The sequence below is a fragment of the Nocardioides sp. WS12 genome (genome assembly GCF_014108865.1).
GTDB lineage: Bacteria > Actinomycetota > Actinomycetes > Propionibacteriales > Nocardioidaceae > Nocardioides.
In genome coordinates, this window is record NZ_CP053928.1 from 4717125 (window position 1) to 4739595 (window position 22471).

A 22471-nucleotide genomic window follows, 5' to 3' on the forward strand; every position below is an offset into this window, starting at 1 on the left:
ACCGGCGTGCTTCCGGCGCCCGACCGATGAGGATGGCCCGGTCGACGACGATCGTCTGCCCGTCGGAAATGAGGAGCTGTGCGACCGGCTGGGTGATCGCCGGAGCCTGCGGCTGGCCGGGAATCCCCGACGGCGGAACCGCCGGCTCGCCACCACCGGCGATGGTCAGGCCGTCGTGCTCGAGCGGGAAGCCGGGCGGCGGCGGCACGGCGCCACCGACGGGTTCCCACGAGCCGATGGGCAACGGCGGCGCGTCGGGCACGCCGGCGTCCATCGGCGGCGGGGGCGGCGTCCAGCCGGCAGGCGCCACCTCGGTGGCCCCACCGAGCGGCGGGAACGGCGGCGGCGGAACCGCAGGCGTGTCGGGCTCGGCGAGGGGGTCAGGCTCGATCGCCGGCGGCGGGGTGACGGGGACGTCGCTGGGGGCCGGGTTGTCCCAGGGGGTCACCCACCCGGCGGGCGCAGCGTGATCCGGCGCGGCCGGCGGGTCGACGGGCAGGTCCACGGGCGGGTCGACAGGCGCGGGCCCCGCCAGCGGGTCACTGAGCGGATCGGTCAAGGGGTCGCCGACCACGGGGTCCATGACCTCGGTGGCCGGACCGTCGTCGAACGGTGAGGCCTCGGCCATGACGTCGGCCTCGGCGCTGTCCATCGCGTCGTCGGCGACGGCTTCGTCGGCCATCGCGGCGTCAGCGAGGGACGCATCCATGGGGTCGCCCTCAACGGGGCGCCCTCCACGTCGGCCTCCACGTCGGCCTCGGCGCCGGCAGGTTCCATCGTGGTTTCGGGTTCGGAGGCCAGGTGGGCGCCGCCGAACGACGGGGGCGGCGGGGGCTCCCAGGGGGCGTCGACTCCGGCCGCGAGGCCGCCAGCTGCCAGGCCACCGGCGACAAGGCCACCAGCGACAAGGGCGTCGCCGGACGATGCGTCGTCGGCAGCGTCCTCGACCGGACCGCCCTCGGCGACCATGTCCTCCTCGGCAATCTCCTCCGGCGTCTCGACCGGGGCATCGTCAGCGTGCTCGTCAACGTGCTCGTCAACGTGCTCGTCAACGTGCTCATGAGCGGCCTCGTCAGCGGCGGCGACCATCGGGACGTCAGCGCCGGCATCGGCCATCGTGTCGCCGGCCGGAGTGGCCAGCACGGCGGGTCGATCGATCCGGCCGACCCGTACGAGTCCACCCAGGATCGGGAAGTCAGTGGAGGCCTCATCGCCGTCGCCGGGCACGGTCACGGTCAGTGCGGTGACACCCTCGACCTCGCGATCCACCCAGGTGTGGCTCGCGGCGCCGTCCAGTTCGACGTCCTCGCCGGCACCGGTGATCGACGCCGTGACGCCCTGGCCACGCAGCAGGATCCGGGTGGGGCCTTCTTCGGTACTCACCAGGACGAAGCCCGGGATCTTGCTCAAGCCCGAGGCGAGGAGACCGTCGAGGACCTCGTCGAACCCGGCGCCGCCGTCGACCAAGGCCCAGAGGGAAACGACCTGGTCCTTCTGCGACTCGGGCAGCAAGATCGTGACCTTGCTGCCGAACACTGCGAACCAGGATCCAGCTCGGTAGGACCAGGCGCCGGTGGCGCCCGTAGCGATCTCGCTCATGGGAGAGCTCCCAACTTCTGCTCCAGACTCACCCGCTGCGCATCGGAGTCATACGGATCTGTGTGGGTCAATCCCACCACATCAACGACGACAGCGGTGGCGTTGTCGTGCCCGCCAGCGCTCAGGGCTGCAGCGACGAGCTGTTCGGCGGCGTCCCGCGGGTCCTCACACCCACCCAGAATCGCCCCGATCTGCTCGTCACTGACCATCCCGCTGACCCCGTCGGAGCACAGCAGCAGGCGCTCCGCTGCGGCCAGCGGCATCAGGAAGAAATCGGCCTCCCCGCTCACGCTGCCGGGCAGTGCCGAACCGCCCAGGGCTCGCGTGATCACGTTGCGGCTGGGATGCACGGCGGCCGCCTCCGCACTGATCTGGCCGGCCTCGACCATCTCCTGGACGAGGCTGTGGTCGACGCTCACCTGCTCGAGGAGCCCGTCGGTGTGACGGTAGATCCGGGAGTCGCCGACGTTGGCCAGCAGCCAGCGCGGGCCGTCGTCGGAATCGACCAGCAACGCCACGACGGCGGTCGTTCCGGCGGAGAACGACGCGGGCGCACCGTTGGCGCGCTGCTCGGCGTCGTAGGCAAGAATCCGGTCCTGGACCGCCTGCAGGGTGGAGGCGATCACCTCGGCGCCGCGGGCCGCGTCGTACCCGTCGGCAGCGAGGCGCGCGAACTCCTCGATGACGATCCCGCTGGCCACGTCGCCGCGGTCGTGTCCGCCCATGCCGTCGGCGACGACGAAGACCGGCGGGTTCGCCAGATAGGCGTCCTCATTGGCCGAACGAACGAGGCCGACATCGGTCGCGGAGCCGTGGTGCAACTCGACCTGACTGACGCCGATCATGCGCCCGGTCCTTCGAGCGCACCCGGTGTCGGTAGTTTGAGCAGCGTGGGACCAGGACCGAACGGACACCGGTCGTTGGCCGACCAATTGCGGTCGTGGCCCGACGAGCGGCTCCAACGCCTGCTCGCAGCACGTCCCGACCTTGCCACCCCTGCCCCTCACGACTTCGGTCAACTCGCCTCGCGCGCCGCGGTGAGGAACTCGATTGCGCGAACACTCGATGGACTCACCCGGGGCGAACTCTCCGTGCTTGATGCCCTCGTGGTGGCCGGTCAAACCACCGAATCCGAACTGATCTCGATCCTGTCGGCCGACCCCGCCTACGTCGCCGCGGCGGTGGCCCGTCTGATGGACCTGGCCCTGGCCTGGGAGTCGCCCGAAGGACTGCGGGCGCTGACCGGTGTCGCCGACAGCATGCTCGGCGGCGGCGAGGCCGGAGTCAGCGGACTGCGTCCCCGATCCGCCGGGCGCCGGGACCTCGTGGAACTCGAACCGGTCATCGCCGCTCTGCCCGTGGAGGCCCGCGCCCTTCTGGACCACGTCGTGGCCAGCGGGGGTACGGCGAAGCCCGGAACCGCCCGCATCGGCCTCCAGCCCGAGAACACCGAGACCCCCGCCGAACTGCTCATCGCGCACCGCCTGCTGCTGCCCGGAGGCTCCCTGCAGCCCGGCCTGCTGATGGCGCCCGGCGAAGTCGGCCTCGTGCTGCGCGGCGGTCGTACGACGACCACCCCGATCGACGAGCCCCCGCCCCTGGCGGCCGAGGCCCGGTCGCCCCGTCTGGCCCAGGGCGCTGCCGTCGGTGCTGCGACGGACGTCGTACGACGAACCGAGACGTTGCTCGAATGGTGGGGCGTGCGGCCAGCGGCCGCGCTGCGCACCACGGGACTCGGCGTGCGCGAGTTGAAGGCGACGGCGACGTACCTCCAGGTCTCCGACGCGGTCGCGGCCCTGCTGGTGGAGGTGGCGACCGAGGCCGGACTGCTCGGCACCCGTGCCGACTCCGACGGCAACCCGGTGTGGGTGCCGACGGAGCAGTTCGACCTGTGGCGTGAGCTCCCGACAGCCGAGAAGTGGTCGGTCCTCGCGCGGGCCTGGCTGACCAGCGCGCGGTTGCCGTCGCTCGTCGGCGAGCGTGGCCCGGACCAGAAGCAATGGAATGCGCTGACTCCCGAGCTCTCGGCCTCCGGCATGCCCGAAGCCAAGGCGATGGCCCTCGCCGCGCTGGCCGAACTCCCCGAGGGGCACGGCCTGGCCGCCGGCACCGGGCTGCCGTCGCTGGTGGCCCGGGTTGCGTGGGAGCGGCCGCGCCGTCCCCGCACCCGTCCCGACCTGGTCGCCTGGGCGATCACGGAAGCCGCGGTCATCGGCGTCACTGGGGCCGACGTGCTCGCGCCGTTCGGGCGGGTGCTGGTCGCAGGCGACGACCCAGCCCCCGCACTCGCCTCCGTGCTGCCCCCGCCCGTCGACCACGTCCTGATCCAGGCCGACCTCACCGCTGTCGCTCCCGGCCCCCTCGAGCCCGATCTCGCCCGCCGGCTCAACCAGGTCGCGGACATCGAGTCGCACGGCGCCGCGACCGTCTACCGGTTCACGCCCGACTCGGTGCGGCGCGGGCTCGACGTCGGCTGGACCGCCGCGGAGCTCCACGCCTTCCTGCTCGCCGCGTCCCGCACGCCCGTGCCCCAGCCACTGAGCTACTTGATCGACGACGTCGTGCGCAGCTTCGGCCGACTGCGCGTCGGTGTCGCCTCCTCGTTCATCCGGTCCGAGGACGAGGCCGCCCTCGCCGGACTGATCGGTGACCCGCGCGCCGTCGGGCTGGGTCTCCAGCGGATCGCGCCGACGGTGCTGGTGTCGAACGTGCCGATCGACGTCCTGCTCCCCCGACTGCGCGACCTCGGCGTCGCGCCGGTCGTCGAGGGACCGGACGGCGTCGTCCGCGTCGGAGCCGCCGAACCGCTCCGCGCCCGGTCGCCACGTACCCGCGACGCGGCCGACCCGGCGCGCGCCGCTGCCCGGCAGTCGACCCACGTGGTCACGGCCGTGCGAAGCCTGCGCGAGGGCGACGAGGAAGCCCGCAACCGGCCTGCCTCCGCGTCCGCCCCGGGCGGTGGCGTGCTCTCGGCCCTCCGCGAAGCGATCGAGCGGCGCGGCGTCGTCCTCATCGGCTTCACCGACAACCAGGGCGTCGTGAGCGAACGCGCCGTCGCACCGCTCGCCGTCGAGGGCGGCCGGTTGACGGCGCGCGACCAGGACGCCGACGCCGACGACCCCGACGCCGAGCGGACCTATGCCGTCCATCGGATCAGTCGGGTCGTTCCCGTCGGCTGACCTGCACAGAGGTCTGGCCCGTAGACTCGTGCGGTGACAGACGGACCGTTGATCGTGCAGTCGGACAAGTCCCTGCTGCTGGAGGTCGACCATCCGCAGGCGGCCGAGTGCCGCAAGGCGATCGCTCCCTTCGCGGAGCTCGAGCGCTCCCCCGAACACATCCACACCTACCGGCTCACGCCCCTCGGTCTGTGGAACGCCCGGGCCGCCGGTCACGACGCCGAACAGGTCGTCGACACGCTGCTCAGCTACTCCCGCTACGCCGTCCCGCACGCGCTGCTCGTCGACGTCGCGGAGACGATGGCGCGCTACGGCCGGCTGCGCCTCGAGAAGCACCCCGTCCACGGCCTCGTGCTCACGTCGACCGACCGACCCGTGCTCGAAGAAGTGCTGCGCGCCAAGAAGATCGCCGGGATGCTCGGCGAGCGCCTCGACCCCGACTCCGTCGCGGTCCACCCCTCCGAGCGCGGCAACCTGAAGCAGGCGCTGCTGAAGCTGGGATGGCCGGCCGAGGACTACGCCGGGTACGTCGACGGCGAGGCCCACGCGATCGACCTGACCGAGGACGGCTGGGAGCTGCGCACCTACCAGCGCGAGGCCGCCGAGTCGTTCTGGCACGGCGGCTCCGGGGTCGTCGTACTGCCTTGTGGGGCGGGGAAGACGATCGTCGGCGCGGCCGCCATGGCGCAGGCCAAGGCGACCACCCTGATCCTGGTCACCAACACCGTCAGCGCCCGGCAGTGGAAGGACGAGCTGATCAAGCGCACGTCCCTGACGGCCGACGAGATCGGTGAGTACTCCGGCACCGTCAAGGAGATCCGCCCTGTCACCATCGCGACGTACCAGGTCGTGACGACGAAGCGGAAGGGCGTCTACCCGCACCTCGAGCTCTTCGACGCCCGCGACTGGGGCCTGATCGTGTACGACGAGGTGCACCTGCTCCCCGCTCCGATCTTCCGGATGACGGCCAACCTCCAGGCCCGCCGCCGGATCGGCCTGACCGCGACCCTGGTGCGCGAGGACGGCCGCGAGGGTGACGTCTTCTCGCTGATCGGGCCGAAGCGGTACGACGCCCCGTGGAAGGACATCGAGGCGCAGGGCTGGATCGCGCCGGCCGACTGCATCGAGGCGCGGGTCAGCCTGAGCGACTCCGCCCGGATGGTCTACGCGACCTCGGAGGCCGAGGAGCGCTACCGCCTGGCCGCGTGCACGCCGGAGAAGATCCGCGTCGTCCGCGACCTGGTGGCCCGCCACGTCAACCAGCCGACGCTCGTGATCGGTCAGTACCTCGACCAGATCGAGGAACTGTCCCAAGCCCTCGACGCGCCCGTCATCACGGGCGCCACCCCGGTCAAGGAACGCCAGCGTCTCTTCGAGGCGTTCCGCACCGGCGAGGTCGGACTGTTGGTCGTGTCGAAGGTCGCGAACTTCTCGATCGACCTGCCCAGCGCCGAGGTCGCCATCCAGGTGTCCGGCTCGTTCGGATCACGGCAGGAGGAGGCCCAGCGCCTCGGTCGCCTGCTGCGCCCCGGGGAGCCCGGCCCCGACGGTGAGCGGAAGGTCGCGCGGTTCTACACGATCGTCTCCCGCGACACCGTCGATGCCGACTTCGCCCAGAACCGCCAGCGGTTCCTGGCCGAGCAGGGGTACGCGTACCGGATCGTCGATGCCGACGACCTGGACGCGTCAGCGGACCAGGTCTGACGATCAGGCGGCGCTGACCGCCTGCTCCTCTGCGGCCACCAGCGCGAGCGCCAGGATCTCGGTCACGTGGCCAACAGGGTGGACCGTCAACTGTTCCAGGATCTCCGCCGGTACGTCGTCCAGGTCGGGCCGGTTGCGTTCGGGGATGAACACGTCGGTGACGCCAGCGCGCTGGGCGGCGAGCAGCTTCTGCTTCACGCCACCGATCGGGAGCACCCGGCCGGACAACGTGACCTCGCCGGTCATCGCGACGTCGGACCGCACGGGGCGACCGGTCAGCAGCGACACCAGCGCCGTCACCATCGTGACGCCCGCGGACGGACCGTCCTTCGGGATCGCGCCCGCCGGGAAGTGCACGTGCAGCGACCGCTCGAAGGCCGACGCCGGGATGCCGAGCTCGGTGGCGTGCGAGCGCACCCACGAGAGCGCGATCCGGGCCGACTCCTTCATGACGTCACCCAGCTGACCGGTCACGGTGAGACCTGCCTCGCCCTCGGCGACCGACGTCTCGACGTACAGCACATCACCGCCCATGCCGGTCACGGCGAGGCCGGTGGCGACACCGGGGACCGAGGTCCGTTCCTGGACGTCCGGCGTGAACCGCGGCCGGCCGATCAGGTCCTTGAGCTGGTCGAGGCCGATGTCGACGCGATCCACCTCACCGGACGCGAGGCGGGCCGTGGCCTTGCGGAAGGCCTTGGCCAGCAGCCGCTCGACCTGGCGGACGCCCGCTTCGCGGGTGTAGTTCGACGCGATCTCGCGCAACGCCTCGTCGCTGATGGTCACCTCGTCGAGGCCCAGGGCGGCGCGTTCGAGCTGCCGCGGCACGAGGAAGTCCCGCGCGATCGCGACCTTGTCGTCCTCGGTGTAGCCGTCGAGGGTCACGAGCTCCATCCGGTCCAGCAACGCCGCGGGGATCTGCCCGATGTCGTTGGCGGTCGCGATGAACAGCACGTTCGACAGGTCGAGGTCGAGCTCGAGGTAGTGATCGCGGAAGGTGTGGTTCTGCGCGGGGTCCAGGACCTCGAGCAGCGCCGCCGCCGGGTCGCCGCGGTAGTCGGAACCCACCTTGTCGATCTCGTCGAGCAGCACGACCGGGTTCATCGAACCGGCCTCCTTGACGGCGCGCACGACGCGGCCCGGGAGGGCGCCGACGTACGTCCGTCGGTGACCACGGATCTCGGCCTCGTCCCGCACACCGCCGAGGGCGACGCGGACGAAGTTGCGGCCGAGGGCGCGCGCGACGGATTCGCCGAGCGAGGTCTTGCCGACTCCCGGAGGGCCGGCCAGCAGGATGACGGCACCGGAGCCGCGGCCGCCGACGACGTCGAGGCCCCGTTCCTCACGGCGGGCCCGAACGGCGAGGTACTCCGTGATCCGGTCCTTCACCTCGTCCAGGCCGTGGTGGTCGGCGTCGAGGACCGCGCGGGCGGCGCGGACGTCGGTGTCGTCCTCGGTGCGGACCGCCCAGGGCAGGTCCAGCACGGTGTCGAGCCAGGTGCGGATCCAGCCGGCTTCCGGGTTCTGGTCGCTGGACCGCTCGAGCTTGTCGACCTCACGCAGCAGCGCTTCGCGGACGTGATCGGGTACGTCGGCGGCCTCGACCCGGGCGCGGTAGTCATCGGTGTCGGCCTCGCCGTCACCGAGCTCCTTGCGGATCGCGGCGAGCTGCTGGCGCAGCAGGTAGTCGCGCTGCGACTTCTCCAGCGACTCCCGCACGTCCGACTCGATCTTCTCGCTGACCTCGGACTCCGCGACGAAGTCGCGCGTCCACTCGACGAGGAGCCGCAGGCGCTCCGCGACCGCGGGGGTCTCGAGCAGCTCGCGCTTGCGGTCGTCGCTGAGGTACGGCGCGTAGCCGGCCGTGTCGGCCAGCGTCGCCGGGTCCTCGATCCGGGTGACGTTGTCCGCGACCTGCCAGGCCTCCCGCCGGTGCAGGAGACCGACGACGAGCTGCTTGTACTCGTCGGCCAGCGCGCGAACCGCGTCATCGACCGGACCGGCCTCGACGGTCTCGACCTCGACCCACAGGGCTGCGCCGGGACCGGTCACCCCGCTCCCGATCCGCGCCCGTTCGCCGGCCTTGAGCACCGCCGCGGGTTCGCCGCCGGAGAACCGGCCGACCTTCTCGATGGTGGCCACGACGCCGTACGACGCGTAGCGGTCCTCGAGGCGCGGCGCGACCAGGACCTGGGCGGGATCGCCGGATTCACGGGCGACGTCGGCAGCGCGGCGGGAGACGCCCTCCGGCAGCTTGCTGCCCTTCTCGGCGCCGGAGACGTCGCTCGACCCAAGGGCCAGTTGGGCGGCGTCGATGGCGGCCCGGGCCGGCTCGTCGAGCTCGACGCGCACCACCATCCCGGGAAGCACCACCACGTCGGAGAGGAACAGCACGGGAAGCTGCACAGGGTTCGTCATGCACCTTCCAATGCATTCCGGGTTCGTGCTGTTCCGCTGTTCGCGGATGGCGAACCCGGGAACTTTCAGGCGTACAGCTCGGCCGGCACCATCCGGACGGCGTACGGCGCGGTCGCCACCCACTCCTCGTCGCCCGAGACCAGCGCCACAACCGCATAGCGCCCGTCGCGCAGCTCCCACGCCGTCACGCTGGGAACCTCGGGGTCCACGATCCAGTACGACGGCACCCCGGCGCGTTCATAGAGCCGCTTCTTGCGCACCTGGTCGCGCCCACGCCCGCTCGGCGACAGGATCTCGACGGCGAGCAGTGGCGGCTCCATCAGCCCGCGCTGCTCCGGAACGTGACGTCCCACCACGATCAGGTCCGGCTGGACAACAGAGGCGACCTCGAGCTCGACGTCGAACGGCGCAGCCAGGACGACCAAGCCGTCAGGACACACCGACCGCAGCACGAAGTGGAGCTCCGCCGACATCCGCTGGTGGTCGAAGGAGGGTGCGGGTACCACGGTGATCTCACCCTCGAGCAGTTCGTAACGCAGTCCGTCGTCGGGCAATGCGTAGTAGTCGTCCCGTGTGTGACCGGGGCCGAGAGTCGGTGTGGTCATGGGTTCCATGGTGCCTCACTCCCCGGAGCGATTGAAGGAGCCCGATCGCGGTCATGCGTTCATCCCACCTCACCGTGCCGGCTAGGTGCAGGTACCCGGCCGTGAGGCCGTGGACAGGTGCCTTCGAGAAGGCTGCCGGTGGACAGAGGGTGGACCGTTCAGGTCAGACCGACGGCGTAAGCGCCTTGGTCCGGCGACGCGCGCCTGCCGCCGCACCCAACCCTGCCAAACCGAGGGCGAGGCCCAGCAGGTGGAGGTCGGACCACCCATCGACGACGAGCCCCGCACCAGAGCCTGCAACGAAAGCGACGCTGCACCAGAGGATCACTGGCGGGGCGGCGGCGGGCGCGACCCGTCCCAGCCCCAGGCGCGGAAAGAGCGTCGGCAGCGTTGCCAGCACCAGAACCAGGACCGCGACCCCGAGCAGGAATCGGGCAACGACGAGTGCAACGCCGTCCCCGTCGGCAACCGCGAAGAGCCAGCACAACAGCGCTGCCTGTCCGACGGCGACCAGCCCGAGCAGGAGCTCTCGACTTCTCATGGCACCAGCCACATCAGACTTCGGCGTCCTCGGCGAACTGCTCGTGGTTGCGGATGACCTCGGCGATGATCACGTTGAGGATCTTCTCGGCGAAGTGCGGGTCCAGGCCCGAGCTCTCGGCCATCGACCGCAGACGGGCGATCTGCACCGACTCGCGCGCCGGGTCCGCGGGCGGCATGCCGGCCTTCGCCTTCAACTGGCCGACCTGCTCGGTGCACTTGAACCGCTCCGCGAGCAGGTGCACGAGGGCGGCATCGAGGTTGTCGATGCTCGACCGGAGACGGTGGAGCTCGGCCCGCGCTTCTTCTGCACTCACGGACTCCATCCTGCCGTACGCGCCACATCGCCGCCCGCGCCGGATGCTGTAACACGCCGTCCACCTACTGCTGCCGAAATGCAGTGCGCAACGCATTTCCGCGGACCTAACGTGCTCGGTTGGCCCGCAACCGCTGGTCAACCGAGCACACAAGAAGGGCACTGAGCTCGACGGTCGAGCGCGTCTTCGGCGCGAAGGGGGCAGCAAGCTGCCGTCACGCGCGCCTCTCACCGCGCTGCCGACGAGGAGGAAACCACGATGGAGAAGATCACGCCGAAGCTCATCAACTGGGCTTCGATCCTCGAGCAGGGCACGCGCGACCAGGCGGTGACGACGGCGAAGATGCCGTTCATCCACCCGCACCTCGCGCTGATGCCCGACGCCCACCTGGGCCTGGGAGCGACGGTGGGTTCGGTCATTCCGACCCTCGGCGCCATCATCCCGGCCGCAGTCGGCGTCGACATCGGCTGCGGCATGATCGCCGTGCGCACCCAGTTCACCGCCGACCAGCTGCCGAGCGATCGGCGTCCGCTGCGCGAGGCCATCGAGCGGGCGATCCCGCTCTCGGCCGGCGCGGCCAACCGCAAGGTCAGCCGCCCCCACACCGAGCAGCGGCTCGAGCAGCTCGCTGCCGCGGCGAGCGAAGCCGGGTTCGAGCCCGGTCGCTACGCGAGCCGGTGGGAACTGCAGCTCGGCACGCTCGGATCCGGCAATCACTTCATCGAGGTCACCGTCGACGAGGAGCAGCGGGTCTGGCTGTTCCTGCACTCGGGTTCGCGCGGTGTCGGCAACAAAATCGCCCAGAAGCACATCAAGGTCGCGCGCGACCTGTGCGAGAAGTGGTGGATTCCGCTGCCCGACAAGGACCTCGCCTACCTGGCCGAGGGCACCGACGAGTTCTGGGCCTACATCCGCGAGATGCGGTGGGCACAGCGCTACGCGCTGCTCAACCGCGAGGAGATGATGGACCGGGTCGTGCGGCAGTTCGCCGACTGGCTCGGGCTCGGGTCGGTCGACGACGTGGCGCGCGGCGAGGAGATCAACTGCCACCACAACTACACCGAGCAGGAGACCCACTTCGGCAAGCAGGTGTGGCTGTCCCGCAAGGGTGCGATCAACGCCGAGCTCGGGCGGCCCGGCCTGATTCCCGGCTCCATGGGGACGGCGTCGTACGTCGTCAGCGGGCTCGGCAACAAGGTGGCACTCAACTCCGCGCCGCACGGGGCGGGGCGGGAGTACTCCCGCTCGCGGGCCCGGCGCACGTTCACGCGTGAGCAGCTGCAGGAGGCGATGGTGGGCATCGAGTACCGCGACACCGACGCGTTCATCGACGAGATCCCGGCGGCGTACAAGGACATCGACCAGGTGATGGCGGACGCCGCCGACCTCGTTGAGATCCGGCACACGCTGCGGCAGATCGTGAACGTGAAGGGCGACTGACACCCACCGCCGTGACAGGGGCTGGGGCGGTCGGTTTGAATGTCCCGATGGAGGACGACCATCCCGACCTGCCCTGGCCCCTGTCCGGCGCCGACCCGCTCCGAGACGAGGTCCTCGCCGCGTACGCCGACCCGCAACGCGGGCACCACGGCACCCGGCACCTGCGCGAGGTGCTCGCGCACCTCGACACGCTGAGCCAGCACGAGACGACGTACGACCGCACGCCGGTTCTGCTCGCCGCGTGGTTCCACGATGCCGTGTACGACGGCGAGCGGGACGCCGAGGAGCGGTCGGCCACCTGGGCCGAGGAGGCGCTCCCCGCCTTCGCCGACGCCGCGACCGTGGCCGAAGTGGTCCGTCTGGTGCGGCTGACCGAGCACCACCGTCCCGAGGAGGGTGACGCCAACGGCGCGGCACTCTCGGACGCGGACCTGGCGATCCTCGCGGCGCCGCCGGAGCGCTACGACGCGTATGTCGCGGCGGTGCGCACCGAGTACGCCCACCTTCCCGACGAGGTCTTCAACAAGGGCCGCGCCGACGTCCTGCGGGCACTGTCGAGCAAGCCGCGGCTCTTCCACACGGCCTACGGCGCCGCGCACTGGGAGGCCGCGGCCCGCCCCAACCTGGCTCGCGAGATCGAGGCCCTCGAGGCCACCGGGTAGCGCTACGGCGCGAGCGACACCGCGGGCTGCGCGTCCCAGGCCCCCGTTGCCACCCAGGCCCGCACATCGGCGATCGCTGCCTTGGCTGCGGCGTTGCGCAGTTCGACCGTCACGTCGCACGGCTGCACGGGGAAGAACTCGATGTCACTGATGCCGACGAACCCGAAGATGCTGCCGAGGTAGCTCTGCACCTGGTCCAGCTCGGACATCGGCGGCTGGGAGTAGTCGCCGCCGCGCGAGGTCACGCAGACCATCTTCTTGCCCTCGACGAGGCCGACCGGCTGGCCCTGCTCGTTGTAGGTGAACAGGTAGCCCGGCTGGACGATCGCATCGATGTAGTACTTCAGCGCGTAGGGGATGCCGAAGTTCCACATGGGCACGGTCAGGACGTACAGGTCCGCGGCGAGGAACTGCTCGATCGTGCGCTCGATCTCCTGCCACGACCCGGTCGCCGCCTCGTCGACGGGCTGACCCGTCATCAGGGCGTACTTGGACTTGATGTTGACGCCCGCGACCGCGGGGAGGTCAGCACTGAAGAGGTCGAGCGTGGTGACCTCGAGGTCGTCGTACTTCTGGTGCAGCTCTTCGATCAGGACGCTGGAGACGCGTCCCGTGTTGGAAGCGAGGCCACGGGGCGTGGCGATGATGTGCAGGAGACGAGTGCTCATGGGGGCTCCAGGGGCGCGGGTTCAGTGGGCAGGACAGGTCCGGCGGGACGAGCACCGAGAGCCGGGCGTGACAACATGCCGACGCTAGCGCCGCAGCACCCGCGCGCGCCACCAACGGAACCGTGCAGACCGGCTCCCGAGCGCCCTTGGGAAACCAACGCACAATGGGCCTGTGGACGACACCGTGATCTTCGTGGCCCGGGCGCAGGTGCTCGCCGATCTCGAGGCCCGTGCCCTCGGGACGCCGAACACGGTGACCCTTCTCGAGGAGGCCTGTTCCGAACGGCGATGGTGGCTCGAGCAGTGGACGGACGGGGCGCCGTACATCGGCGGCCTCATCGCGCAGGACCTCCAGGACGCGCTGGCCGATCAGTTCGGCCGCGGCACCCGCGAAGGCCTCTGGCCCGTGTGCGTCGGTTGCCAGGACGGGCCGATCCACGCGTTGCACATCGACCCGGACCTGGGTGGCCCGGACCCACAGTGGGTGTGCGAGGAGACCGGCCAGACGGTCGCTCCGCTGGGAGGCCTGACCGGCTGAGGTGGCCTGGCCCGGTCGATCTCAGTCGCGCAGGAGCAGGCAGACGGAGTGCTGGTCGCCGCGGTAGATCGTCCGCGACACCTCGACCGGGATGTCGCGCCACAGCGCGCGACGCGCCCGCCGCAGGACCACTCCACCGACCGGAAGCTCGAGCAGACCGGCCTCGACGTCCGTCGCCGTGCGGGCCGCGACGTCGTCCTCGGCCCAGGTGGGTCGGCGGCCACGAGAGGCCAGGTCGTCGTACAGGCTGGCGGGGAGCTTCTCGAGGAGGCCCGGGACCATGCTCTCCGGCAAGAAGGCGTCCGACAGGCACACCGGTCGGCCGTCAGCCAGGCGCAGCCGCTGCCAGTGCACGACCATCTCGTCGGGGCGCAGGCGCAGGGCACCGGCAACCGACGGGGTCGGCGAGACACGCTCTGCGACGAGCGTGCGTGACTCAGCGACGACCCCCTTGGCCGCCATGTCCTCGGTGAAGCTGGAGACTCCGGTGGGCGTGCGCCGCGGTACGGCGACGAAGGTGCCCCGTCCCGGGAACCGCTCGAGCACACCCTCACCGACCAGTGCATCGAGCGCCTGACGCACAGTCATCCGGGCGACACCGAAGCGGTCGACCAGGTCGCGTTCGGACGGCGCCGCCGTGCCGGGCGCGCTGCCACGAACGAGCTCGCGGACGTACTCGCGGATCTCCACGTGCTTGAGCATGCGGCTCATCAACCCCCCTCGACCATTGCCACAATTCGGAGATTAGGAGGGGGCCGACGACGCGTCCGGCGAACTCCGATTTATTTGCCCGAACCATCGGATTCGCGGACATCTCCACGGCCACGTCGTACGAACACCTGTTCGATCAGGGTCTACGATGGGCCCCATGGCGGTGGACTTCCAGAGCACCCTGTTCGAGACGGTCGCGCCCGAACAGACCGGCCCGATCGAGCGTCGCGCCCTGAGCGACGGCGCCTGGGTCGACGTCGCCCGCAACTGGCTCCCCCACGCCGACGACGTCTTCGCGGCGCTGGTCAACGAAGTCCCCTGGCGCGCAGAGCGCCGGTCGATGTACGACCGCGTGGTCGACGTACCCCGCCTCGTCCACACCTACATGATTGGCGACGACCTGCCCCACCCGGCGTTGACGGCTGCGCGCGAGGACCTGACGACCCGCTACGGCGACGAGCTAGGCGAGCCGTTCCGGACCGCCGGTTGCTGCTACTACCGCGACGGGCGCGACAGCGTCGCGTGGCACGGCGACACCATCGGGCGCGGCTCGACCCACGACACGATGGTCGCCATCGTGTCCGTCGGCGATCCCCGCAAGCTGCACCTGCGGCCCCGCGATCCGGAGCGACGCAGCGAGGGATTCGCGGTCGAGATGGGCCACGGCGACCTCGTCGTGATGGGTGGCTCCTGCCAGCGCACCTGGGAGCACGCGGTCCCCAAGGTGGCGTCAGCCGGACCGCGGATCTCGGTCCAGTTCCGCCCCTTCGGCGTGTTCTGAGCCCTACTGTTCCTGCGCGGTGAGCTCGGCGTCCGAGCGCAGGATGCAGCACTCGTTGCCCTCGGGGTCGGCGAGGATGACCCAGCCGGACCCGGGCCCGTGGATGCCGCGATGGTCGGCCACCTGGGTGGCGCCGTACTCCAGGAGACGGGCCACCTCCTCGTCCCGGTTGACCTCACGGGGGCGCAGGTCGAAGTGCACGCGGTTCTTCAGCGGGGTCTTGGCGTCGGGCACCTGAAGGAAGAGGATCTGGTGGCCGGTGACGGGGTCGAGGATCATGCACTCGACGTGCCCGGGCAGGTTCGGGTCGCCGTCCACGTCGACGTAGCCGAGGACGGGCTTCCACCACTCCGAGAGCTCGTAGGCGTTGAGGCTGTCGACGGTGGTGTGCGAGATGTACGACGTCATGCGGCCACTCTCACCGGCGCCAGCCGTTGCCACAACCGGATTTCCGCCCGGCTCGTCAGGGGGTGGCGGACGCCGTCGGATCCACCGGGTCGACGGACTCCGTGGCCGTCTCGGTCACGGTGACCGTCGCGGTCGGGGTGTCCGAGGGAGTCGGTTCGGTGGTGTCGGTCGTGGTCGCCGACGTCTCCTGGGTCGGGGTGGTCGACTCGCTCTCGGTCGGCCCGGTGGTGGGGTCGGTCGGCGTGACCTGCTCGGTCGGTTGTTCGTCCGTCCCGGTGCGGTCACCGAAGATCCCGGTGATGGAGGTGCGGTCGTCGTCGGTACCGCCCGTGATCGTCGAGACGCTCTTGCCCGCCAGCACCTCGACGATGCTGATCACGCCGAGCGCGAGCACGAACACGGCGACCGCGAGCAGGGCCATCCGCCGCCACGGCAGGTCAGACCAGCGACCGGGTTCCTTCAGCACGGGCCGCTCCACGGGCCGCTCCACGGGCCGCTCCACGGTCGGCCGATCCGCGTCGGGGTCCAGCGCACTGCTGGCCGCGTCGAGCCGCTCGCGAGCTCGTGCCACGTCCTGCTGGGCCCGCGGCCCTTCGGGGTGCCCTTCTGCCCGTCGCAGGTCCTGGTCAGCCAGGTTCACCTTCTGCAGGGCAACCGCCTGGACCTCGGCCATCCGACGGCGACTGGACTCGATGCCCTGCTTGTAGAGAGCAGTACTGACGGTCGCGACCACGCTGCCGAGCGCCGCGCCGATCAGGGTTCCGGCGGCACCGAGGGTCGAGAGCAGGACGGCAACGGTGACCGCCGCCGCCGCGCCCGCGAAGGTGGCCGGCCAGTCGATGGGCGACCGGGCCTCCTCCTGGGCGACCTTCTGCTCGACCATGGCGGACTGTCGGATCAGTCCGTGCCGTGCGCGGCGATGAAGGCGAGGATCTGCTCGGACAACTCAGGGCGGCAGACGATCACGTCAGGCAGGTAGACATCGGCCTGGTTGTAGACCAGTTCGCTGCCGTCGACGCGCGAGGTGAACAGGCCGGCTGCGCGGGCCACGGCCACCGGAGCAGCCGAGTCCCACTCGTACTGCCCGCCCGCGTGCACGTAGGCGTCTGCGACGTCGCGAACCACGGACATCATCTTCACGCCGGCCGACCCCATCGGCACCAGTTCGGCGTCGATCTCGGCGGCCAGGGCCTGCACGAAGGCGGGCGGACGGGTACGGGAAACGGCGATCCGGGGGCGGGCCGACGTACGCACGGGGACGACAGGCGGGGTGCCGGTGTTGAAGGTCTCGCCGAGGACCGGCTGCGCGACCGCACCGGCGATCAGGGTGCCGGCCTGCCAGAGCGCCACGTGCACGGCCCAGTCGTCGCGGGGCGGCTCGGAGAACTCACGGGTGCCGTCGAGCGGGTCGACGATCCACACCTTGTCGGACTGCAGGCGGGCGTCCTTGTCGGCGGCGTCCTCGAGCGCCTCCTCGGACAGGACGGCGTCGTCAGGGCGGTACGTCGCCAGCAGGTCCATCAGCAGCACGTGGGCGGCCCGGTCACCGGCGTCCTTGAGTTCCTTGCCCTCGAGGCCCTCGGTGCGGACTTCCAGCAGACGCTGGCCCGCAGCCTCGGCCAGCCAGGCCGCGAACTGGTGGTCATCGGCAACAACATCAGCGGCGGGGACGCCGGGATCAAAGGTCACCGGGTCACCCTAGCGATCGCCGACTTGGGGTTTGTGACCCGCGACTTGGGGTTTGTGTCCGCGCCGTCGTACACAAGGCACCAACTCGACGGGGACAAACCCCAAGTCGGCGGCTACAAACCCCAACTCGCGCTAGGAGTTGAAGCGCTGCTGGGTCTTCTCGAGGCCGTCGGTGACCAGGGACTCGACGGCGTCGGCAGCGGAGTCCACCTGGAAGGGCAGTTCCTTGCGCTCGACGCCGGAGTAGTTGGACAGCACGAAGTCGGCGACGTCCTGGCGGCCGGGCGGGCGGCCGATGCCGGCCCGCACCCGGTAGAAGTCGCCGGTGCCGAGCGAGGAGCGCATCGACTTGAGGCCGTTGTGGCCGTTGTCGCCGCCGCCGAGCTTGCTGCGCAGCGTGCCGAAGTCGATGTCGAGCTCGTCGTGGATCGCAATGATCCGGTCGGCGGGCACCTTGTAGAAGGTGGCCAGCGCCTTGATCGCGCCACCCGACTCGTTCATGTACGTGCGCGCCTTGGCGAGGACCACGCGCGGCGCAGCCGAACCGGGCGCACCGAAGCGCCCCTCGACGACGTCCGCACGGCCGGTCTTGTGGGCGCGGAAGCCGCTGCCCATCCGGCGGGCGAGTTCATCCACCACGAGGTGGCCGACGTTGTGCCGATGTCCCGAGTACGACGGCCCGGGGTTGCCGAGTCCGACGACGAGCCACACATCGGCGCTGGTGTCGTCTGCCACGGGGGCCTCCTCGGTCTCGTCAGGAACGGCAGAACTCCCCGGCACGATGGAACGTGCCGGGGAGATCAGACGGCCCAGGAACCACCTGAGCCGACTGAAGGTCACTCGCTGTCGCCAGCTTCGGCGGCGTCGCCCGCAGCGTCTTCGCCCTCGGCCGGAGCGGCCTCGTCGCCGGTGTCGCTGTCCTGCGCACCGGTGACGTTGACGATCAGGGTCTCCGGGTCGGTGACCAGCGTGGTGCCGGCGGGCAGCACGACGTCGCCAGCGAGGAACTGGGTGCCGGCGGCGGCGCCCTCGATGTTGACCTCGATGGACTCGGGGATGTTCGTGGCGTCAGCCTCGACCTGGATCGTGTTGTTCTCGGTGACGACCAGCGTGTCCTTCTCGGCGTCGCCGACGACGTGGATCTGGACGTCAACGGTGGCCTTGTCGCCGCGGACGACGGCAACGAAGTCGACGTGCTCGAGGAGGCGACGGACCGGGTCGACCTGGACCTGCTTGGTCAGGGCGAGCTGGATGGTGCCGTCGATGTCGAGCTCGAGCAGCGCGTTGGCGCCACCGTGGCGGATCGCCATCATGGTCTCGTGGCCCGGGAGGGTGACGTGGATCGGCTCGTTGCCGTGTCCGTAGACGACCGCGGGGATCTTGTTCTCGCGGCGGATGCGGCGGGCAGCGCCCTTGCCGAACTCGGCGCGGATCTCGGCCTTGATCTTCTCGGTGCTCATGGGGAATCTCCTGGATCGTCTGGGTCTCGGTGGGAGCCCCGGAAACAGGAGCGCCGCGCTTCCCTCACCCGGTGACCGGCAGGGCGCGCGGCGTCGTGACGTACTACGAGCCGGCCCAGTCGATCACGGAGTCATAGAAGCGGGAGCTCCCTCGCCGAGGCAACCGGAGAAGATTACCCACGATCCGGGGGTACGGCGAAATTCCGGTCAGCGGTAGGGGTCGGTGATCTCGCGCAACGACGCGAGGGCTCCGTGCAGTGCCGCCATCGCCTCCGGGCCGAGGTGGCGGATCCATTCCTGCTCGATCGCGCGCTCCTCGCGCCGGGCCACCTTGCGCACCTGGTCCCCGCGCGGCGCACCGACCACGAGTCGGGCGCGGGCATCGGACGGATCGGGCACCCGGTCGACGTACCCGGCCCGGAGGAGTTGGTCCACCAGGGCGCTCGCGCTCTGCTTGGTGATCCGGGCCTGCTCGGCCAGGTCGGTGACCCTGCTCCCCTGCTCCGCGACGCGGGCCGCGACGCGCGCCATCGCCGGGGTGAGGTCGTCGAAACCAGCGGCCACGATCGCTTCGTGGATCCGCTGTTCGGCGTACCGCGCACTGATGAACATCAGCAGCGCTGGATGGGGATCGGTCATCGCGCCTCCTCGAAGGGCTTGACGGAACGGTCAGTTCGCCTGACCATATCAGTCAGGAAGCCTGACCATCGAACGAGACAGGAAGGACGTCCCCATGGACAGGAGCGAACTCTGGCGCCACATCCACGCCGAGCGCGCCGCCCTCGCCAGCCTGCTCGCCGAACTCACCGACGAGGACTGGTCCCACGACACGTTGTGCCCCGGATGGACCGTCCACGACGTCGCCGCGCACGTCATCTCGACGCCGCAGATCGGCTGGCGCGAGATGGGCGGCCTGATGGCGCGCAACCTCGGCCGCGGCTACAACACGATGATCTTCCGCGAGGTGAAGCGGATCGGCGCGCGCGAGACCCGCGACAGCATCCTCGGGGACTTCGAGCGCTACGCGACCAGCACGCACCACGTCCCCACGACCACCTCGGTCGAGCCGCTCATCGACGCACTCCTGCACCACCAGGACATCGTGCGCCCGCTCGGCCGGACCCGCGCGATGCCACCGGCCGCCGCGGCCGTCGCCGCCGACCGGGTACGACGCCTCGCTCCCCTGATGGGAACGGGCAAGCTCGTCCGGAGTGTCCGGATGGTCGCCACCGACGTGGAGTGGGACCGGGGCAAGGGGCCGACGATCAGCGGTCCGATCCAGGAACTGCTGATGTTGGCGTCGGGCCGGACCCCCGATCCGGCGCTCGTCACCGGCGACGGCCTGGCCCACGTGCACTGATCGGATTCCCCGGCCGGGACCCGTCGGGCTCCCCGTTCCCGTCGGACGTCCGTGGCATGGTTCTCGACGAGCGTGGCACCGCCGCCACGCAGGATACGAAGTTATACTTCGACGAAGTATAAACTGGTATCTCGTCTCGGAGGTCCGATGCCGAACAACCCGTACACACCTGGTCAGGTGCCCCGCATCCTTGCCGGGCGCACCGAGGAAATGCGTCGGATCGACGACCTCCTCGGCCGCGTAGCGGCCTTCGGCGAGATGGGCGGACCGCTGCTGGTCTTCCACGCGCCTCGGGGTGTCGGCAAGACCTCGCTCCTGCGCGCCAGCCAGCGCCGCGCCGAGGCCGCCGGCTTCGTCACGTCGTGGACCGCTTGTTCCCGCGACCGACCGGTCCTCCCCGAGATCGTCCACAGTGTGGGTCGGGCCCTGGAGCAGGCGGACGCTGTCCCCAGCGGACCCGCGGGCAACCGGTGGCGCGGCCAGCTCGAGCGGGTCACCCTGGAGGTCGGACTCCCCGGCGCGAAGGTGCAGGCCGAGATCGGCCGGTCCGAACCGGTGACGCCGCCGCCGGCGGCCGTGGGCCTGCTCCAGTCGCTGCTCCACGACAGCGCAACCGTGGTCCGAAAGCGTGGCGGCGCCGGCCTGATGATCCTGCTCGACGAGTTGCACACGGCCTCGTCCAGCGACCTTTCGGTGTTGCTCAACACACTGCAGAACCTCGACGGCGATCGCGAGGAAACCCCGATCGCGACGGTCGCCGCCGGCCTGCCCGTGACGCCCGAGGCGCTGACCCGGGCCGCGACCTTCGGCGAACGCAGCTCCTTCATCGCCCTCGACGTCCTGTCCGACGTCGACGCCGCGTCAGCCCTGACCGACCCCGCGGCCGCCGAGGGCGTCGAGTGGACGCCCGCCGCGCTTTCGGCCGTTGTCGCCGAGGCTCACGGTTATCCGTACCTGCTCCAGCTCCTGGGCAGTACGACGTGGGACTCCGCCCGGCCGGCCAGCGGCACCAAGCTCGGGATGCCCGCCGTCCGCAAGGGCCTGCCGGCTGCGCGCGACCAGCTCTCCGCGATGCACCGTGCGCGCTGGGGAGCAGCCGGCCGGATCGAGCGCGAGTTCCTCCGCGCGATGGCCTTCTGCGGCGACGGCAACGTCACCCGCGCCGACATCGCCGCCGGCATGGGCCGCGAGTCACGCGCCATCAGCATGCCCCGGGAGCGGCTCATCGCCAAGGGCGTGATCGAGCCCGTCGGTCACGGCCTGGTGCGGTTCACCCTGCCGGGCTTCGGTGCCTTCGTGCGGGGCCTCGACGACGCGTGAACTGCGTCAGGCGTGGCCGTCGAACATGCTCGTGACCGAGCCGTCCTCGAAGACTTCCCGGATCGCCCGGGCCACGAGCGGCGCGATCGACAGCGTGGTGAGCTTGTCGAACTGCTTCTCGGCGGGCACGGGGAGCGTGTTGGTGATGACGACCTCGACGGCAGTGCTGTTCTTGAGGCGGTCGACCGCGGGGTCGGAGAGGATCGCGTGGGTGGCCGCGATGACCACGCCGGCCGCGCCCTCGGCCATCAGCGCCTCGGCGGCCTTCACGATCGTGCCGCCGGTGTCGATCATGTCGTCGGTGAGGACGCAGATCCGGTCCTTCACGTCACCGACGACCCGGTTGGCGACGGTCTCGTTCGGCCGGTCGGTACGACGGGTCTTGTGGATGAACGCCAGCGGCACACCGCCGAGGCGGGCAGACCAGCGCTCGGCGACCTTGATCCGGCCGGCGTCCGGCGAGACCACGGCGAGCGGCTGGTCGCCGTACTTGGACTTGATGTAGTCGGCCAGCAGCGGCAGCGCCATCAGGTGGTCGACGGGGCCGTCGAAGAAGCCCTGCAACTGGTCGGCGTGCAGGTCGACGGTGATGATCCGGTCCGCGCCCGCGGACTTGAACATGTCGGCGATCAGGCGCGCCGAGATCGGCTCGCGGCCGCGGTGCTTCTTGTCCTGGCGGCTGTAGCCCCAGAACGGCATGACCACGGTGATCCGCTTGGCCGAGGCGCGCTTGAGCGCGTCGACCATGATCAGGTGCTCCATGATCCACTCGTTGATCGGAGTGGTGTGGCTCTGGATCACGAAGGCGTCGCAACCGCGGACCGACTCCTCGTAGCGCACGTAGATCTCGCCGTTGGCGAACTCGTAGGCCTGGGTGGGCACGAGGCCCTGCCCCAGGATCTCCGCGACCTGATCGGCCAGCTCGGGGTGGGCACGTCCGGAGAAGAGCATCATGTTCTTCTCGGTCGTCTTCTTCAGACCGCTCACGCGAGTGACTCCCCTGGGTCGCCGGAGGTGATGCCGAGGATTCTGCCTGCTGGTGGGGGTCGGCCCCAAGTCCCCGTCCGTTTTG

23 protein-coding genes are annotated in these 22471 nt (G+C 70.5%); 8 read left to right on the forward strand and 15 right to left on the reverse strand.

Annotated features, from left to right (window positions below; genetic code table 11):
* Positions 1-555 precede the first annotated feature (555 nt).
* Positions 556-1599: a hypothetical protein gene (locus HRC28_RS22750; protein ID WP_182377637.1), complete on the reverse strand. Its 1044-nt coding sequence runs from the start codon at positions 1597-1599 to the stop codon at positions 556-558.
* A complete protein-coding gene (locus HRC28_RS22755; protein ID WP_182377638.1) occupies positions 1596-2444 on the reverse strand; it encodes a protein phosphatase 2C domain-containing protein in 849 nt (282 codons plus the stop codon). The genes HRC28_RS22750 and HRC28_RS22755 overlap by 4 nt, the downstream gene beginning before the upstream one ends.
* A 45-nt stretch (positions 2445-2489) precedes the next feature.
* Here HRC28_RS22755 and HRC28_RS22760 point away from each other — a divergent pair, with 45 nt between their 5' ends.
* Positions 2490-4778: a helicase-associated domain-containing protein gene (locus tag HRC28_RS22760; protein WP_182377639.1), complete on the forward strand. Its 2289-nt coding sequence runs from the start codon at positions 2490-2492 to the stop codon at positions 4776-4778.
* Positions 4779-4811: 33 nt separating this feature from the next.
* A complete protein-coding gene (locus HRC28_RS22765; RefSeq protein WP_182377640.1) occupies positions 4812-6482 on the forward strand; it encodes a DNA repair helicase XPB in 1671 nt (556 codons plus the stop codon).
* A gap of 3 nt (positions 6483-6485) precedes the next feature.
* On the opposite strand, the gene lon is transcribed toward HRC28_RS22765, so the two are convergent.
* The 4 genes from lon to HRC28_RS22785 all read right to left on the reverse strand — a co-directional run bounded on the left by lon (position 6486) and on the right by HRC28_RS22785 (position 10371).
* The gene (gene lon / locus HRC28_RS22770) at positions 6486-8900 is read right to left on the reverse strand and encodes an endopeptidase La (protein WP_182377641.1); all 2415 of its coding nucleotides are present in this window, start codon (positions 8898-8900) and stop codon (positions 6486-6488) included.
* A gap of 65 nt (positions 8901-8965) precedes the next feature.
* The gene (locus tag HRC28_RS22775) at positions 8966-9505 is read right to left on the reverse strand and encodes a Uma2 family endonuclease (protein WP_237111620.1); all 540 of its coding nucleotides are present in this window, start codon (positions 9503-9505) and stop codon (positions 8966-8968) included.
* Between the two features lie 163 nt (positions 9506-9668).
* A complete protein-coding gene (locus tag HRC28_RS22780; protein ID WP_182377643.1) occupies positions 9669-10046 on the reverse strand; it encodes a hypothetical protein in 378 nt (125 codons plus the stop codon).
* Positions 10047-10059: 13 nt separating this feature from the next.
* Positions 10060-10371 carry a chorismate mutase gene (locus tag HRC28_RS22785; protein ID WP_182377644.1) on the reverse strand — a complete coding sequence of 104 codons (312 nt, stop codon included), beginning with the start codon at positions 10369-10371 and terminating at the stop codon, positions 10060-10062.
* Between the two features lie 249 nt (positions 10372-10620).
* Here HRC28_RS22785 and HRC28_RS22790 point away from each other — a divergent pair, with 249 nt between their 5' ends.
* Positions 10621-11802: an RtcB family protein gene (locus HRC28_RS22790; RefSeq protein ID WP_182377645.1), complete on the forward strand. Its 1182-nt coding sequence runs from the start codon at positions 10621-10623 to the stop codon at positions 11800-11802.
* Between the two features lie 47 nt (positions 11803-11849).
* Positions 11850-12464, forward strand: a complete 615-nt coding sequence (locus tag HRC28_RS22795; RefSeq protein ID WP_182377646.1) for a hypothetical protein — start codon at positions 11850-11852, stop codon at positions 12462-12464.
* Between the two features lie 2 nt (positions 12465-12466).
* On the opposite strand, the gene HRC28_RS22800 is transcribed toward HRC28_RS22795, so the two are convergent.
* On the reverse strand, positions 12467-13132 hold the full coding sequence (locus HRC28_RS22800) for an NAD(P)H-dependent oxidoreductase (protein ID WP_182377647.1): 666 nt from the start codon (positions 13130-13132) through the stop codon (positions 12467-12469).
* Between the two features lie 172 nt (positions 13133-13304).
* On the opposite strand from HRC28_RS22800, the gene HRC28_RS22805 reads away from it, so the two are divergent.
* On the forward strand, positions 13305-13670 hold the full coding sequence (locus HRC28_RS22805; protein ID WP_182377648.1) for a hypothetical protein: 366 nt from the start codon (positions 13305-13307) through the stop codon (positions 13668-13670).
* Between the two features lie 21 nt (positions 13671-13691).
* Here the strand turns inward: HRC28_RS22805 and HRC28_RS22810 are convergent, their stop codons facing one another.
* Positions 13692-14381 (reverse strand): GntR family transcriptional regulator, encoded by a 690-nt coding sequence (locus HRC28_RS22810; RefSeq protein WP_182377649.1) that lies wholly within the window; start codon positions 14379-14381, stop codon positions 13692-13694.
* Positions 14382-14544: 163 nt separating this feature from the next.
* On the opposite strand from HRC28_RS22810, the gene HRC28_RS22815 reads away from it, so the two are divergent.
* A complete protein-coding gene (locus tag HRC28_RS22815) occupies positions 14545-15162 on the forward strand; it encodes an alpha-ketoglutarate-dependent dioxygenase AlkB (protein ID WP_237111882.1) in 618 nt (205 codons plus the stop codon).
* Positions 15163-15165: 3 nt separating this feature from the next.
* Here HRC28_RS22815 and HRC28_RS22820 read toward each other — a convergent pair whose 3' ends face one another.
* The 6 genes from HRC28_RS22820 to HRC28_RS22845 all read right to left on the reverse strand — a co-directional run bounded on the left by HRC28_RS22820 (position 15166) and on the right by HRC28_RS22845 (position 19358).
* A complete protein-coding gene (locus HRC28_RS22820) occupies positions 15166-15570 on the reverse strand; it encodes a VOC family protein (RefSeq protein ID WP_182377651.1) in 405 nt (134 codons plus the stop codon).
* 55 nt (positions 15571-15625) lie between these two features.
* On the reverse strand, positions 15626-16453 hold the full coding sequence (locus HRC28_RS22825; RefSeq protein WP_182377652.1) for a hypothetical protein: 828 nt from the start codon (positions 16451-16453) through the stop codon (positions 15626-15628).
* A 14-nt stretch (positions 16454-16467) separates the two neighbouring features.
* Positions 16468-17259 carry a 3'(2'),5'-bisphosphate nucleotidase CysQ gene (locus HRC28_RS22830; protein ID WP_182377653.1) on the reverse strand — a complete coding sequence of 264 codons (792 nt, stop codon included), beginning with the start codon at positions 17257-17259 and terminating at the stop codon, positions 16468-16470.
* A gap of 132 nt (positions 17260-17391) precedes the next feature.
* Entirely contained in the window at positions 17392-17994 is a 603-nt protein-coding gene (gene pth / locus HRC28_RS22835; RefSeq protein ID WP_182377654.1) for an aminoacyl-tRNA hydrolase, read from the reverse strand.
* 101 nt (positions 17995-18095) lie between these two features.
* Positions 18096-18719: a 50S ribosomal protein L25/general stress protein Ctc gene (locus HRC28_RS22840; RefSeq protein ID WP_182377655.1), complete on the reverse strand. Its 624-nt coding sequence runs from the start codon at positions 18717-18719 to the stop codon at positions 18096-18098.
* Positions 18720-18926: 207 nt separating this feature from the next.
* A complete protein-coding gene (locus HRC28_RS22845; protein ID WP_182377656.1) occupies positions 18927-19358 on the reverse strand; it encodes a MarR family winged helix-turn-helix transcriptional regulator in 432 nt (143 codons plus the stop codon).
* A 94-nt stretch (positions 19359-19452) separates the two neighbouring features.
* Here HRC28_RS22845 and HRC28_RS22850 point away from each other — a divergent pair, with 94 nt between their 5' ends.
* Complete coding sequence (locus HRC28_RS22850; protein ID WP_182377657.1) at positions 19453-20079, forward strand: maleylpyruvate isomerase family mycothiol-dependent enzyme; 627 nt, start codon at positions 19453-19455, stop codon at positions 20077-20079.
* A 147-nt stretch (positions 20080-20226) separates the two neighbouring features.
* Positions 20227-21399 (forward strand): ATP-binding protein, encoded by a 1173-nt coding sequence (locus tag HRC28_RS22855; protein ID WP_182377658.1) that lies wholly within the window; start codon positions 20227-20229, stop codon positions 21397-21399.
* Positions 21400-21405: 6 nt separating this feature from the next.
* Here the strand turns inward: HRC28_RS22855 and HRC28_RS22860 are convergent, their stop codons facing one another.
* A complete protein-coding gene (locus HRC28_RS22860; RefSeq protein ID WP_182377659.1) occupies positions 21406-22386 on the reverse strand; it encodes a ribose-phosphate diphosphokinase in 981 nt (326 codons plus the stop codon).
* Positions 22387-22471: the final 85 nt, after the last annotated feature.

Excerpts from the sequence above, each read along its gene's own strand:
- HRC28_RS22850 (WP_182377657.1), top strand. The coding sequence starts at position 19,453 with ATGGACAGGAGCGAACTCTGGCGCCACATCCACGCCGAGCGCGCCGCC.
- HRC28_RS22785 (WP_182377644.1), bottom strand. The coding sequence starts at position 10,371 with ATGGAGTCCGTGAGTGCAGAAGAAGCGCGGGCCGAGCTCCACCGTCTC.
- HRC28_RS22820 (WP_182377651.1), bottom strand. The coding sequence starts at position 15,570 with ATGACGTCGTACATCTCGCACACCACCGTCGACAGCCTCAACGCCTAC.
- HRC28_RS22855 (WP_182377658.1), top strand. The coding sequence starts at position 20,227 with ATGCCGAACAACCCGTACACACCTGGTCAGGTGCCCCGCATCCTTGCC.
- HRC28_RS22750 (WP_182377637.1), bottom strand. The coding sequence starts at position 1,599 with ATGAGCGAGATCGCTACGGGCGCCACCGGCGCCTGGTCCTACCGAGCT.
- HRC28_RS22795 (WP_182377646.1), top strand. The coding sequence starts at position 11,850 with ATGGAGGACGACCATCCCGACCTGCCCTGGCCCCTGTCCGGCGCCGAC.
- HRC28_RS22755 (WP_182377638.1), bottom strand. The coding sequence starts at position 2,444 with ATGATCGGCGTCAGTCAGGTCGAGTTGCACCACGGCTCCGCGACCGAT.
- HRC28_RS22810 (WP_182377649.1), bottom strand. The coding sequence starts at position 14,381 with ATGAGCCGCATGCTCAAGCACGTGGAGATCCGCGAGTACGTCCGCGAG.
- HRC28_RS22845 (WP_182377656.1), bottom strand. The coding sequence starts at position 19,358 with ATGACCGATCCCCATCCAGCGCTGCTGATGTTCATCAGTGCGCGGTAC.
- HRC28_RS22775 (WP_237111620.1), bottom strand. The coding sequence starts at position 9,505 with ATGACCACACCGACTCTCGGCCCCGGTCACACACGGGACGACTACTAC.
- HRC28_RS22840 (WP_182377655.1), bottom strand. The coding sequence starts at position 18,719 with ATGAGCACCGAGAAGATCAAGGCCGAGATCCGCGCCGAGTTCGGCAAG.
- lon (WP_182377641.1), bottom strand. The coding sequence starts at position 8,900 with ATGACGAACCCTGTGCAGCTTCCCGTGCTGTTCCTCTCCGACGTGGTG.
- HRC28_RS22780 (WP_182377643.1), bottom strand. The coding sequence starts at position 10,046 with ATGAGAAGTCGAGAGCTCCTGCTCGGGCTGGTCGCCGTCGGACAGGCA.
- HRC28_RS22800 (WP_182377647.1), bottom strand. The coding sequence starts at position 13,132 with ATGAGCACTCGTCTCCTGCACATCATCGCCACGCCCCGTGGCCTCGCT.
- HRC28_RS22790 (WP_182377645.1), top strand. The coding sequence starts at position 10,621 with ATGGAGAAGATCACGCCGAAGCTCATCAACTGGGCTTCGATCCTCGAG.
- HRC28_RS22825 (WP_182377652.1), bottom strand. The coding sequence starts at position 16,453 with ATGGTCGAGCAGAAGGTCGCCCAGGAGGAGGCCCGGTCGCCCATCGAC.